9 protein-coding genes and 1 pseudogene are annotated in these 14,617 nt (G+C 43.7%); 6 read left to right on the plus strand and 4 right to left on the minus strand.

What is annotated here, in order from left to right; genetic code table 11:
* Positions 1-223: 223 nt before the first annotated feature.
* Positions 224-523, minus strand: a complete 300-nt coding sequence (locus L3V36_RS01285; protein WP_004734705.1) for a hypothetical protein — start codon at positions 521-523, stop codon at positions 224-226.
* A gap of 220 nt (positions 524-743) precedes the next feature.
* Here L3V36_RS01285 and L3V36_RS01290 point away from each other — a divergent pair, with 220 nt between their 5' ends.
* The 4 genes from L3V36_RS01290 (at position 744) to L3V36_RS01305 (ending at position 4,729) form a co-directional block, all read left to right on the plus strand.
* A complete protein-coding gene (locus L3V36_RS01290) occupies positions 744-2,147 on the plus strand; it encodes a PLP-dependent aminotransferase family protein (protein WP_208774068.1) in 1,404 nt (467 codons plus the stop codon).
* A gap of 127 nt (positions 2,148-2,274) precedes the next feature.
* Entirely contained in the window at positions 2,275-2,481 is a 207-nt protein-coding gene (locus L3V36_RS01295; RefSeq protein WP_208774070.1) for a hypothetical protein, read from the plus strand.
* A 408-nt stretch (positions 2,482-2,889) separates the two neighbouring features.
* Positions 2,890-3,567 carry a hypothetical protein gene (locus L3V36_RS01300; RefSeq protein ID WP_102511490.1) on the plus strand — a complete coding sequence of 226 codons (678 nt, stop codon included), beginning with the start codon at positions 2,890-2,892 and terminating at the stop codon, positions 3,565-3,567.
* 1 nt (position 3,568) lies between these two features.
* Positions 3,569-4,729, plus strand: coding sequence for a trypsin-like serine protease (locus tag L3V36_RS01305; RefSeq protein WP_208774072.1), 1,161 nt, complete (start codon positions 3,569-3,571; stop codon positions 4,727-4,729).
* Between the two features lie 159 nt (positions 4,730-4,888).
* Here the strand turns inward: L3V36_RS01305 and asnS are convergent, their stop codons facing one another.
* The gene (gene asnS / locus L3V36_RS01310) at positions 4,889-6,289 is read right to left on the minus strand and encodes an asparagine--tRNA ligase (protein WP_004734710.1); all 1,401 of its coding nucleotides are present in this window, start codon (positions 6,287-6,289) and stop codon (positions 4,889-4,891) included.
* A gap of 844 nt (positions 6,290-7,133) precedes the next feature.
* On the opposite strand from asnS, the pseudogene L3V36_RS01315 reads away from it, so the two are divergent.
* Positions 7,134-8,616: pseudogene (locus L3V36_RS01315) on the plus strand (SulP family inorganic anion transporter).
* 154 nt (positions 8,617-8,770) lie between these two features.
* On the opposite strand, the gene L3V36_RS01320 reads toward L3V36_RS01315, so the two are convergent.
* Together L3V36_RS01320 and L3V36_RS01325 are read right to left on the minus strand one after the other, a co-directional pair.
* Positions 8,771-10,405, minus strand: a complete 1,635-nt coding sequence (locus L3V36_RS01320; protein ID WP_208774075.1) for a methyl-accepting chemotaxis protein — start codon at positions 10,403-10,405, stop codon at positions 8,771-8,773.
* 334 nt (positions 10,406-10,739) lie between these two features.
* On the minus strand, positions 10,740-13,064 hold the full coding sequence (locus L3V36_RS01325; RefSeq protein WP_017083352.1) for an FdhF/YdeP family oxidoreductase: 2,325 nt from the start codon (positions 13,062-13,064) through the stop codon (positions 10,740-10,742).
* 600 nt (positions 13,065-13,664) lie between these two features.
* Between L3V36_RS01325 and L3V36_RS01330 the strand changes: the two genes are divergently transcribed.
* Positions 13,665-14,549 carry a LysR family transcriptional regulator gene (locus tag L3V36_RS01330; RefSeq protein WP_102446894.1) on the plus strand — a complete coding sequence of 295 codons (885 nt, stop codon included), beginning with the start codon at positions 13,665-13,667 and terminating at the stop codon, positions 14,547-14,549.
* The last annotated feature ends 68 nt before the right edge of the window (positions 14,550-14,617 follow it).

Raw genomic sequence — 14,617 nt, forward strand, 5'->3', positions numbered from 1 at the left:
TATGGTTAGCATAGCTGACGTGAATAAGACCGGAAATTCTATCGATAGCTTTCGTTGAATGATACAAGAAACTGGTTTGTGTTAGTGATTTGTTAGCTAGGTGGGGGTTATTGCAGCATTACTATGAAGATAATTGAATAGCCTCGTTGAGATTAGAGGCTATTCAGTCGGTATACTTGAGTGGAATCGCGAGTGATTGAGTTCGCTATCTACTTTAAAACAATTACTTTTTCAGGTTGATTTCAGCTTCGATAGAACCTGTTTCAATCTCAGGGTGAGACGCTAGTTTGTCTGATGCCCATTGGTTAAGGTGTTTCAGAATAGCAGACACCGCGTGTTTCTCAGTTGGTGCTTGGTCTTGATCGACGTCGATCTTCTGCTTTGGATGTGAGCCTGTTGCATCTTCAGCGATATGTAGCCAATCTGGGTGCCAGTAATATGGCTGGCCACTCGGTGTTGTCCAACTATGAACACCGTTTGACTCTCCTTTATAACTTAATTGGTCTGCTTCTATTTTTTTCATTGTTATCTCGCATGTTTTTTGGGTTACATCAAATTATAGAGGCGTAGAACGAACTTGGCTCCCGCCTTGGTTACAAACTTAGCAAAGCATACAAAGTTATCTGTGAACCAATTCACACTATTATAGAAATTAGGTCCAATCATATGGATAGCGGCAATAGTTGTTAACGTTAGTGATAAAATCCCCGGCTTATTAGAATTTATCTAGGTAGTACAATTAGATGGCGCGTTATGAAGAGCTTGCAAAGGATATTCGAACTCAGATCGCTAATAACACTTGGCGATCCGGAGAGAAGATCCCTTCGGTACGCATGAGTTGTCGAAATTACAACGTCAGCAATAGTACTGTCTTACAAGCCTACCAATTGTTAGAAAGCGAAGGGTGGATCATCGCTAAGCCTCAGTCGGGCTACTTTGTTGCACCACGTGTGGACGGCGTTGATTATGAACTGCCGTTAGTACACAAAAAGAAAGCCATTAATGATCGCTTATTCGACTTTTTGAAATCGAGTTCAGCAGAGGGTGTGATTCCTTTTGGCTCAGCATTCCCCGATCCTGACCTTTTCCCATTACCTACCTTGACTCGAAACCTTGCCAGTGCTGGTAGAAAGATGACAGGTGCTAGTGTGATCAATAATCTGCCACCGGGCAGTGAGTCCTTAAGAAGACAAATCGCGCAGCGTTACCTGCAACAAGGCATTACGGTTAACCATCAAGATATCGTGATTACCTCTGGCGCAATGGAAGCGCTTAACTTAAGCCTGCAAACGGTTACTAAGTCGGGTGATAATGTTGTGATTGAATCTCCCGCTTTCTATGGTGCTTTACAGGCCGTAGAAAGATTAGGACTCAATCCTATCGAAGTGGATGTTTGTCCAATCAATGGATTGAACATTGAGCAGTTTGAAAGCGTACTACAAAACCAAGATGTAAAAGCGTGTTGGCTGATGACGACGTTTCAAAACCCGACAGGGACAAGTTTGTCTGAAGAAGCGAAGCGCCGTGTAGTTCAGATTGCAGAACAACACGAAACCTACATTATTGAAGATGACGTATATGGTGACCTCTACTTCGAAGGGCATAAACCCAAGCCACTAAAAGCCTTCGATAAGACCGATTCTGTTCTGCTTTGTGGTTCGTACTCAAAAAGTCTGTGTCCGGGTTATCGGGTCGGCTGGGTTGTGAGCGCGCGTTTCAATGATGCCATTCAAAAGCTGCAGCTTCTTTCTACACTGTCGAGTAGTGCGCCTGTGCAACTTGGCGTCGCACACTTCTTAACACATGAAAGCTACGACAATCACCTTCGTAAATTACGTAAAAATCTTCTAGTGAGAAAAGAACGATTCATTGAGGTCATCAAGCAGTACTTCCCGCATTCCGTCGAGATTGAAGAACCGGCTGGTGGCTACTTCATATGGATTCGCCTTTCCGCCAAATTCGACAGTCAACAATTTTACCAACTAGCGATTGCTCAGGGGATCAGCGTCGCTTCAGGCGATCTGTTTAGTGAGCAGGGCAGAGTAGATAACGCGATCAGATTGAACTTCTCTTATGAACTCACAGAAGAGAAAGAACAAGCACTAATCTTGCTTGGCAAACTGGCACATCAACTTACGCATTCGTAAAATCTTAAGTCACTCATAAAACAGACCATGATTTCAACTGTACGGATTGTTTCTGGTGCAACTGTACGCCTTGTACAACAAAGAGTTGTGATTCAATACAGTTAGACCAAATATTGGAGATACCGTTATGTTGAAAATGACTATGGGAAATGAAGTTAAGCTGATTATCGTCGCGATTGTGTGTGCGCTTCTGCTTATTCTCGGCCACGTATTGCTGGCAAAAGCCTTCGCTGATATGGTTTGGGCTGAATATACAACAGCGGCTATCCCGTTCGTTATGATGGCAATCTGCGGTCTCGCGATAAAATACGCTATCGACCAAGATGTCGATTAAGCCGATTATCCAGTCGAATTATTTTAAGCCCTGCCAGAATTTGGCAGGGCTTTTTCGTTTTAAATGACCTGAACTTTTGAATGATGGCATTAAACCTGAGCTCTGAAGGCTATCTCATACTTTAATGCCACAGGCTTTGTAAGTCTGTGTAAGCGAGAAATGGTGATTATTTGGAATATGCATCACCTTTAGTCAAAAACTTGGCTTATTGGTTGTGCTAGGAAATAACCAGAGCCTACCTTTCGCCGTTATATATTCACGCCAATTATTGGTCGCTATGCGATAAAAGTGACCAGAGTAAAGGCTTACAGTACCTTACAGGTTTAAATTTCCCATTTATTACAATTGGTTATGACTAATTGAGATGCGGGATTATGAGATATGAAATATACAAAAACAAACCTGTGCATATTGGCTTTGTTAGCCACCAATGCTTCAGCAAGCGAACTCCATGTTGATTTGAATCGACTAAGTAATTTTTCGGAAGTTGGTACTAATAGACTGTCTATTACCAGTGAATTTATCGGCTATGAGCTTGATGAGGGAAAGTATCGTTACGCAAGAGAGGTTGACTTAAACGGCTTAGATTGGGCTTTTCTTTATGGAGAGCATCAAAGAAAAGATAAACCCAACAGTGCCTTAATTGGTGATGTGAAGGTTATTGGTGATTTAAAACAAGTTGCTAATTCAGAGACTAAAAATGCAGTTGGCAATCGTTACTACTGGCAAGACGGCGACTCTACGGATTATAACCAAGAGCTGGCTTTTTCAGGTTTGCTTGTTGGTTCTAGTGGTTTCTCTTTTGACGTTCAGCCGAGTAAAGAAGGGCGATTTTCTGTAGAGCTTTATACACATAATTGGCTGTCTTCTGCTGATGTGACGGCATGTATTAACAAGCAATGCATCACAATTAAAAATGACATTTCATTTCACATGACCAGTGTCAAAAATACGATTGTTTTCGAGTCTCAATCGCCAGATGACATCGTAGAAATCTCATATTCACGCCAATATAGGCAGTTTGATTTTGAATCGAGACAAGGCTATCACGCTATTGAGGCTATCCAGTTGAGAGAGGTTGAGTAACATGAAAAGAATCATTCTAGCATCAGCTATTGTAGCGACTTTTTCTGCTCACTCAGGTCTCGGGAAAATGGATCGTTCGGTCACTCAACACAAAACGTTCGCACTACAAACTCAGTTCGATTTTGCCTGTCATATGAATGCGGGTTCCGCGACCTTAATTGACCCTTACTGGGTGATAACGGCAAATCACGTATCAGGCTCTAAAAGTGAAGGGTATGAAAATGCAGTCACTTGTTCTTCTTATGAAAAAGATGAGAACGGTAAGTTCAACGTTATTCATACATCACGTGCGACAACTGACCCTGATGGTGAGTGGGGGGAGTATGAATTTACCGATGGCATTTATGATTTCGCTCTGGTGCGTTTAGACACGCCAATAACCGGTATTAAGCCTGCGAAGTTACCAGAGAAAGGGATGTTCGATCATTCAGAGTTTTATGAAGTAAATAGCGTTGGCTTTGGTAACTATAACGGCCGTAATGGCGGGAAGAAATTTGTTAAGTACAATGACACAGATAAGAAATGGTTAGCTGAATATAAATATAACCCGGTGATCATGCCTCAAAGTGATTTGCAGTGGTTGATCATCCATGGAGACTCAGGTTCAGGCATTACGATTGAACGAGACGACGAGTTTTACATTATTGGGGAGATAGGCCTTCAATATTATGGCGAGCTTGGTTGGCAAGATACCTTTGATGATGTTTTGGGGAGATTAGATTCCTTAAACAAGGATATGAGGGAGCATGGGTTTAGTTACACGAAGCCAGTAAATCTTGGTGACGTACGATGGACGCCATCGACCCAGAATAGTATCGAAGATCTTCACGCCTTTTACAGCTACTGGAAAGCTGGAAGCATGGACTTTAATGGTACTTATTGGACGAAGGATGGCGGCATTTACAACACCGCTTATGCGCAAGAAGGTGAAACGTACACTTTTGAAACTGTCATTCCTGCAAACCCAAAAGCGCCCGCTTTTGATGTGTTTGTAAATGGTCGTCAGGTTGCTCATAACATTAAGGCGGATAAGGAGAGCTTATTCTTTAAAGTGAATGCTTTTGAGCAAAAGGGTGATCAGATGGTGATTGAATTTAAGCCGTTAGAACCGACGGGCGAGAAGATACTTTTAGATCACTTTTTGGTTCGAACTGTCGAGTAGACTGAGCTGTTAATCTTTTATCAGTAGGCGCTTAGCAATAGGGGCTTATGAACATACCCTTATAAATAAGTGCGTATAAAAAAACCTCCGTATATACGGAGGTTTTTATCTATTTAATTATCTATCTATACTGACTTCTCTGAAAGAAGAAAGCTGAGATTAGAAGTTAGCAGAGCGTGGTGTACGTGGGAACGGGATAACGTCACGAACGTTGCCCATACCTGTTACGTAAGACACTAGACGCTCAAAGCCAAGACCGAAGCCAGCGTGAGGCACTGTGCCGTATTTACGTAGGTCGCGGTACCAGCTCATGTGCTCAGGGTCGATACCCATACCAATCATGCGCTCGTCTAGAATATCTAGACGCTCTTCACGTTGTGCACCACCGATGATTTCACCGATGCCTGGTGCAAGTACGTCCATTGCTGCAACTGTCTTGCCGTCGTCGTTTAAGCGCATGTAGAAAGCTTTGATGTCTTTCGGGTAGTTCTTAACGATAACAGGTGCTTTGAAGTGCTCTTCAGCTAGGTAACGCTCATGCTCAGAAGACATGTCGATGCCCCACTCAACGTCGAATTCAAATTTCTTACCAGAATCTAGTAGGATTTGGATTGCGTCAGTGTAGTCAACTTGTGCGAAATCAGCGTCTACGAATTGCTCTAGACGAGTGATTGCTTCTTTGTCGATGCGAGAAGCGAAGAACTCAAGGTCGTCGCGGCGTTCTTCAAGAACAGCAGCGAAAACGTACTTAAGCATGTCTTCAGCCAGTTTCGCTACATCGTCAAGGTCTGCAAACGCAACTTCAGGCTCAACCATCCAGAATTCAGCTAGGTGGCGGCTTGTGTTTGAGTTTTCAGCACGGAACGTAGGACCGAACGTGTAAACTTTGCTTAGTGCACAAGCGTAAGCTTCAGCATTAAGTTGGCCAGATACTGTTAGGAAAGTTTCTTTACCGAAGAAATCTTCGTTGAAGTCAACTTTGCCTTCGTCAGTGCGAGGTAGGTTTTCCATGTCTAGCGTCGATACGCGGAACATTTCACCAGCGCCTTCTGCATCAGATGCAGTGATAAGCGGAGCTGAAGTCCAGAAGAAACCTTGCTCGTGGTAGAAACGGTGAATCGCTTGAGATAGACAGTTACGTACACGTGCTACTGCGCCGATCACGTTTGTACGTGGGCGTAGGTGAGCAACTTCACGAAGGTATTCGATAGAGTGACGTGTCTTAGCCATTGGGTAAGTGTCAGCGTCTTCAACCCAGCCTACAACTTTAACGTCAGTTGCTGCTAGTTCGAAGTCTTGGCCTTTCGCAGGAGACTCAACAATCTTACCCGTTACTTCAACAGAGCAGCCAGTTGTTAGCTTTAATACTTCGTCTTCGTAATTATTAAGATTATTAGGAACCACGGCCTGAATCGGGTCGAAACAAGAGCCGTCATAAATGGCAAGGAAAGAGATTCCAGCTTTGGAATCACGACGTGAACGGATCCAGCCGCGAACAGTTACTTCACTGTCTACCGCTAGCTTGCCGCCAAGTACGTCTGTTACAGGCGCGTAAGTCATGTTGATTTCATTCTCCATTGAGGGACAAATTCAACTCAAAGTCTCTGGCATTGAGGCAAATGAACATATATTTGCACAATAATTAGCCGAAACATTGAGTTGTATAAACTTTTTAAATCGATTGAACATATTACCTGTCATACCGACAGCTTCAACCTTTATTCTTGCTTGGTGAAAGAAATATTGTGTCTACTGACGATAAATAGGTTTGAGGGTGTGTTTTTTGTTCGATTTGGCTTTCTGTTTGGTATTTGTTTGAGTGCTAGGGAGGTGCGCTAGCGCTAATGGTTAAGTATTCTTCAATACCTTGTAAATCGATGTGAGCAGAGTGATTGAAACGACGTGAACTGACGTTGGTTACAACATAGAGCTGGCTGAAATCGAGACCGCTAGCGGTTTTTGGCCGGATTAAGAAGCGTTAATATTCGAAACCTTTGTTTGCAAGATTGGACGTGTGATTAAAGTAGCGCTCACTTTATATTGGCAGCCATTCAAGCTTGTGCGTTACCCGAGCTATCTGTGTAATACCTAGGTTTCCTTGTGCAATAGCTATATTACCTCGTGTAATAGCTTAGTTGTCTTGTGTAATACCTAGGTTACCTAGTGCAATACTTACACTACCTTGTCCGAAACTTAAGTGACAAACACAAAGCACAAGTGCGAGTCCATCTAATAAACAATCACCCACTAGAGGAGTTTAATATTCACGTGTTAATTACGCCGCCTTAACCCCTGCATTCTCTCTACACCCGCACTTTTCGAGCGCTCGCTCATTCAAGAAAAACAGTCGATCAAATTATGTCTGAACAAGGCAGGACTGGCTGTACAAGTAAAAGAGAATTACATGCTTAATTATTTAAAAAAACACTGGTTATCAAACGTTAAAGGAGATTCATTATCTGGGATTGTGGTTGCACTCGCATTAATCCCTGAAGCCATCGCATTTTCAATTATCGCAGGCGTCGACCCTAAAGTAGGGCTGTATGCTTCTTTCTGTATCTGTGTTGTAACCGCTTTGGTTGGCAGTCGTCCGGGGATGATCTCTGGGGCAACGGGCGCTGTTGATGGTTACCTTAGTGAGAGAACACGGGCTAGAGTATCTACTCGCAGCGTCATTTCTTGCTGGCGTCATTCAAATCGCGGCCGGATACCTCAAGCTTGGTAATCTGATGAATTTCGTTTCCAAATCGGTGATTACTGGGTTTGTTAACGCGCTCGCTATTCTTATATTTATGGCTCAGCTCCCTGAGTTGATCAACGTCCCTTCGAGCGTTTATGTGTTAGTCGCTTTGGGTTTGGCGATCATTTATCTGCTTCCTTATTTTCCCAAGTTTGGTCGTGCGATACCTTCTCCATTAGTCGCGATTGTTGCCCTGACTATTATCAGTTTGTTATTTGGTTTAGATGTCAGAACGATTGGAGATATGGGCAAGCTTCCGGATTCACTGCCTGTATTCTTGATCCCTAATATTCCATTCACGTTTGATACGCTGACAACCATCCTTCCATATTCTATTGCTCTATCTCTTGTTGGCTTATTGGAATCATTGATGACGGCGACGATAGTGGATGACCTGACCGATACTGAAAGTAATAAGAACAATGAATGCAAAGGGCAGGGCGTAGCGAACATCGTGGCTTCACTATTTGGTGGTATGGCGGGGTGTGCGATGATTGGCCAGTCGATCATTAACATCAAATCTGGCGGCTTAACCCGATTATCCAGCCTGATCGCCGGGGTTGTTTTACTGCTAATGGTGGTGTTTGTTTCTGATTGGTTGAAGCTGATACCGATGGCCGCTTTAGTGTCTGTGATGATCATGGTTTCAATCGGCACGTTTTCATGGCGCTCTGTTGTTGAGCTTAAAGACCACACACTCCCAACCAATGTAACCATGTTAGCAACCGTGGCGGTGGTGGTGTTTACTCACAATCTCGCAATAGGTGTTGCGGTTGGCGTGGTGTTATCGGCTCTGTTTTATGCGCATGCCAGCAAATCCATGGTGTTTATATCCGATGAAGTCGTGACTAACGAAATGCACACTACCCACCGAGTAAAAGGCCATGTCTTCTTTGCTTCTTCAGATGCGTTTGTCGATCTATTTGATTATGACAATGCGACCTCTTTAGTGACCATCGATATTTCGGATGCGTCTTTCCTAGATAACACTTCAGTTGAGGCGCTTGATAAGGTCGTATTTAAGTTCCGTAAAAAGGGCGCTTATGTAGAAGTCGCAGGAATGGATACCGTGAGTGCGAATCTGATATTCAAACACGCGATGTACCACAAGCATAAAGATTTAACTGCGGTTTCCATTACGCACTAATAGTGGTTTAAGGTACTTTAAAAGCTTAAAAGCTTAAAAGCTTAAAAGCTTAAAAGCTTAAAAGCTTAAAAGCCTGAACTAGACATTGTTATGAAGATAAAGCGCTCATCTTTGAGCGCTTTTTTGTTGATGTCGGTAGGGGAGTTCTAGCGACCTATGACTGACCTTTATCGTTGGTCTTTGAGTTCGATAAGGCGAATTGGTTGATAAGAGATTCAAGGTGATCAGACAGCTCTTCTAAATCATTACTGATTCCACGAGTCTCAGCTGCAGACTGCGATGTGTTGTCGGCGTGAGAAGTGATGGTTTCAACCTTTTGTTGAACATCTTCGGTCGCGTGTGTAGTGGATTGCGTCTGTTGTTGAATATTTTTCGCATGAGCCAGCACTTGTTTCATTTCTTCAACGACACCATTCATTTCAACGGACAGTGCGTCGATATCTGTTGAGCTTTGATGTGCTTGTTCGCAAACGCGATCGGCAGAAGTCAGCGACTCTTCACTGCCTTGCTGGAACTGATGAATGATAGACTCAATACTGCCAGTTGCCTCTGCCGTTCGTGATGCAAGATTTCGAACTTCATCTGCCACTACTGCAAAGCCCCGACCTTGCTCTCCCGCACGAGCCGCTTCAATCGCCGCATTTAAGGCTAGAAGATTGGTTTGGTCGGCAATGCCACGAATCACACTCAATATTGAAGAGACCTCTCCGGTTTGCTCATTGAGTGTCAGTATCTTGTGTTTCACTTCTTCTATGCTACTGACTAGGTTCTTTATCTCACTACTTGCATCATGTGCTTGGTTGGCACTTTTACAGGCCACATCAGCGGTATGATTGATGAGCTCTGAAGCGGTTAAAGTGGCTTGTTCTACATTGACTTGCTGCGCCTGTATCCCTTCGATATTGTTTTGTACTTCAGCGGTTTCGTTTTGTTGATCGCTGGCGGCTTGCTCGGTAATTTGTGCAACACTGGTCAGTTGGTTGGCAGACGCATTCAGTTTGTGCGAGGTGTCTTGTACCTTCTCTAAGCTGTCGGAAACCGTGCCCATGAACGAGTTGATGGAGTTAGCAAGCGTGCCAATTTCATCCTTGCTTTGCTCTGGCAGCCGAGTGGATAGGTTTTTATCACTGCTGACTTGGGTCATAAAGCGAGAGGTTTGTTGAAGCGGGCGAACGATTATCTTACGAATCAATCCCATAGTAAGAACGAATCCGGCAAAGGAGATCACCGCCATGATACCGATCGCTGTCATCGTTTGAGTATTGATCAGCGAGTTGACATGGCTAAGGTTATATTCAAGTCGAATTGCACCTAATACTTCCCCTTCTGGCGCCATATGACATGCCACACAATTGGTGCCGCGATAGTTCTCGCTCGACTTCATTGGCAGAGCAATAACCAAGCCTTTTCCCCAATCGGCAGAAAAGGGTTCGATAACGGTTTCACCCGCTAGCGCTCGTTTATCAATATCATCCACAGGTGTTTGGTTGTCATTGCCAGGCCCGTATAACTTACTTACCGCATCAGCACGCAATACACGAACATTTTCAATGCCTTCTTGAGCTAACGCTTTCTGACGAAGGGTCTCTTTTTGTGCCATGGTGCCAGTGAGCATCATCATATTGAGGCTATCGAAATAGTTGCTCGCTTTATCGTGAAGCTGCTCACTTAACACTGAGTTTACAAGTTGCTTTTGCTGCGAATATTGAAAGTAGGTCGATATTGCTAATAGAAAAGTGAACACGATGGCGAGGGCCACTAGGATTTTAAAGGTGATTGTTGAGCGCATAAGGTGTTTGTTTTTATTAATTATAATGACGCGCATACTTTACGTGTAAGAGACCCTACCACCTATGAGGTATAACCGATTGTGTGACCACACTCCGGTTGTGGTTATGTTTCTGTGATGTAGCGAGTTTGTGATGATGTTCTTTGGGCGAATGAAAGGGAGTTTATCGTTAAATTTGAAGGGTATGAAAAGCCTAATAAACGTACATGACTTGAATAAACATATTCAGCGGGCTGTCTTTATACTGGTCAAGCGTCATTATTAAAATCCACCTGCCAAAACAGGTGGATTTTTACTTTTACTTTTACTTTTACTTTCAATTGCCGATTGCCAGTTAGCTGACGGTTGAAAGGGGAATGGCGTCAGAGATCGATTTTTCTAATCTGATGGCGATAAATTTCGAGGTAGGAGTAAAGGTTCGTTCACCATAGCTGTCTAGAGGAACCAAAGGGTTGGTTTCAGGATAGTAAGCCGCCGCTTGGCCCTGTGGAACGTCATAAGCTACCAGGGTAAACCCTTTCACTTTTCTCGTTACACCATCTTCCCAAAGCGACACCATATCGACCTTGTCACCCGGTTTAAAACCGAGCTTCAATATATCGGCTTCATTGATAAACAAAACTTCGCGCATACCAAAGACACCGCGGTAACGATCATTCAAGCCATATAACGTGGTGTTGTATTGGTCATGGGAACGCATGGTTTGCAAGATCAGATCGGGTTTATTACCCCCTTGCAACACCGCTTCATTAATCAGCTGTTTTGGCAGTTCATTGGAGCCAAATTGCGCTTTGCCGCTGAGGGTGTTCCATTGACGGTTTGCGGCAGGATTGACTAAATGAAATCCACCCGGATTTTCCAGTTTCTGATTGAAGTCAGTAAAGCCCGGAATCGTATCTGCAATGAGGTCTCGAATATGTCCATAATCTTGAATGACCCAATTCCAATCGATTGGATGGCTGCCCAGTGTGGCATTGGCAATACCCGCGACAATGGCTGGTTCAGAACGTAAATGCTCTGATCGAGGTTCCAGCTGTCCGTAAGAGATGTGAACCATGCTGAAGGTATCTTCGACGGTGATGCCTTGTGGCCCATTAGCTTGTGTATCGATTTCCGTTCGCCCCAAACATGGCAAAATCAAGGCATCTTGACCGGTAACAAGGTGAGAGCGATTGAGTTTGGTTGAGATATGAACGGTAAGGTCACAATTTTTCATCGCCAGATGTGTGCGAGGAGTATCGGGTGTGGCTTGCGCAAAATTACCACCTAAACCAATAAAGACTTTCGAGCGTTTTTCCTCCATAGCTTTAATCGCTTGTATGGTGTTGTGGCCTACATCTCGTGGGACATTGAAGTTAAAGCGGCGTTCTAAGCTATCTAGAAATTGGTTTGAGGGTTTTTCATCGATACCCATCGTACGATCGCCTTGGACATTACTATGCCCCCTAACAGGTGATAGTCCAGCACCTGGCTTACCGACGTTGCCGCGCAACAATTGCACATTGGCTACTTCTTTGATGGTTTGTACTGAATGACGATGTTGTGTTAGCCCCATAGCCCAACACATGATCACCTTTTCTGAACGGCGGTACATGTCTGCGACCATTTCTATTTCGCTTAAAGCTAACCCTGATTGTTCAGCGATATGCTCCCATGTTGTCGCATCAACTTCTGCTAAGTATTCATCAATACCTGTGGTGTGTTCGCTGATGAATTGACGATCAAATATGGCTTTTCCTTCGGTTGTGAGCGCATCACGTTCCCATTGCAGCAAATATTTAGCCATCCCACGAAATACCGCCATATCGCCACCTAATGCTGGTCTTAAATAAGCGGTATTGGTTGGTTTTGAACCATTGCTTAACATTTCAACTGGAACTTGAGGGTTTTGGAAGCGTTCAAGTCCACGTTCTTTCAATGGATTGAAACAGATCACTTGAGCGCCGCGTTTTACCGCTTCACGCAATGGTTCAAGCATGCGGGGGTGATTAGTACCTGGGTTTTGCCCGAGCACAAAGATCGCGTCTGCTTGTTCAAAGTCGTCAAAAATCACGGTACCTTTGCCCACACCGACCGTATCTTTCATGCCAATTGCACTGGCTTCGTGGCACATGTTTGAACAGTCAGGGAAGTTATTTGTTCCAAACGCACGGACGAAGAGTTGGTACAAAAACGCCGCTTCATTACTGGCTCGACCCGAAGTGTAGAATTCGGCTTGATGTGGCGAGTCGAGTTGCTTCAAATGCTTGGCTACCAGCGAAAAGGCTTCATCCCACTCAATAGGAATATAGTGGTCGGACGCAGCGTCGTACTTCATCGGATGGGTTATTCGGCCTTGGTATTCCAGCCAGTAGTCTGTTTGTGATGACAAGGATGTTACGCTGTGTTCGGCGAAAAAATCAGGATCTACAAATCGATTTGTGGCTTCCCAGTTCACGGCTTTTGCACCGTTCTCACAGAAGTTCACTTTACTGCTGTGTGGGGATTCACCCCATGCGCATCCCGGACAATCAAAACCACCGTTTTGATTCGTTTTAAGCATTGTTCGAATGTTTTTGATCGCGTTTTCGCTGCCCCACCAACTCTTAGTGACGGCTTTTAACGCCCCCCAACCACCAGCAGGACCTTTATATTTTTTTATCTGTTCTTTTTGGCTCACAACTGCACTCCTCACACACGGGAACGGCAGTAAACAAGGGAACCGGTAAAAACAGGCGCGTTATAAAAATAAGGCGGGAGTAAAACGGTTTTGATTATTTGGTATCGATACCTGTTTACTGCTTTGAATATTTAGAAATAGACTGGCTAATTGTTTGCCATGATCTAAATCAAAGGTTATGCCGTTAAGGGGCGGTGCGTCCAATTGATATTGCCGACTAAGTGATAAATAGAATCTATCATGGCGAGTAAATATGGAAAGTGTCGCTTTTGTCACAGTGATAAATGGACTTGTCACAGTGATAAATAAAATTTATTAGTCAGTGCGATGTGAGCTCTATTTTACGAGAGATTCGTTGGACAGCCTTGATATAGCTGAGTCTCCCATGATAGTTGCTGTCTATCACGCTATAGATAATTTAGATTTGATCTATATTTAAATTAGGCATACTTTGATTTAAATCAAAAATACCGTTGTTATTTTAGCTGTTGCTTTACAGATTGAGCTATTTCCCGTGATAGGTATTTTCAATCACAGAGAACCGTTAATGTACGACGAACGCGAAGAAGACGCTTCATTTCAAGGCTTTACTAATCATTCATGGATATAAAACAACTTAAGTATTTAATCGCTTTAGATCAAACGAAACATTTTGGTCAGGCTGCGACACTTTGTCATATTACTCAGCCTACGTTGTCGATGAGGATAAGGCGTTTAGAAGAAGAGTTAGACCTCGAGTTGATTTCAAGAAGTCAACGTTTTGAAGGGTTTACCGAAGCGGGTGAACGTATATTGGCTTGGGCAAAGACCGTCTTAGCGGCTCATGACGGTTTACAAGCCGAAGCGGCTAACTGCCGTGGCCAGCTGGTCGGCTCGCTAAGAGTTGGCATGGTGCCTTTAGCCAGTCAAAACCCGATGCAGTTGATTAAGCCTTTAGCAGAAAAATTCCCTGAACTTCGCTTTCAAATTTTGTCGATGACATCTGAGCAGATCATAGACCAGCTCAATCGTAACCAACTTGATTTAGGCATGTGTTACACCGACCAGATCAATACGGCTTATTTTGACGTTATAGAAATGAACTCGACGGATTTAGGCATTCTGTATGATAGCCGATTCTTTGATTTTGCTGAGTCGGAAGTCTTATGGGAATCACTCAATAGCATTCCTTTGGGGCTTTTGTCTAAAGGCATGCATTATCGTCATTCGATTGATTTGAGTTTCGGTAGTAAAGGCCTAGTTCCGCAGAATTTGATTGAAAGTAACTCTACGTTTCACCTGATCCAAGCTGTCACCAGTGGCCTGTGCTGTGCTGTTATGCCGCTTAACTCAGGATTGGAAGAGCTCAACGAACAACTGCGTATCGTACCGATAGAAAAAGCCGTGGTGCATTCGCCTCTCGGTCTACTTAAGCGTAAACAAGAACCTTATTCGGCACTCACTGATCAGTGCTTTGCTGAAGCAAAACACTTGTTTAATCAGTGATGTTTGTTTAACCAGTGATATTTGTTTAATCAGTAACGTTTTCAGTCTGAGTCGATATCGTCAAGCTG

It is taken from the genome of Vibrio sp. G-C-1 (assembly GCF_021728015.1).
In the GTDB taxonomy this organism is placed as follows: domain Bacteria; phylum Pseudomonadota; class Gammaproteobacteria; order Enterobacterales; family Vibrionaceae; genus Vibrio; species Vibrio splendidus.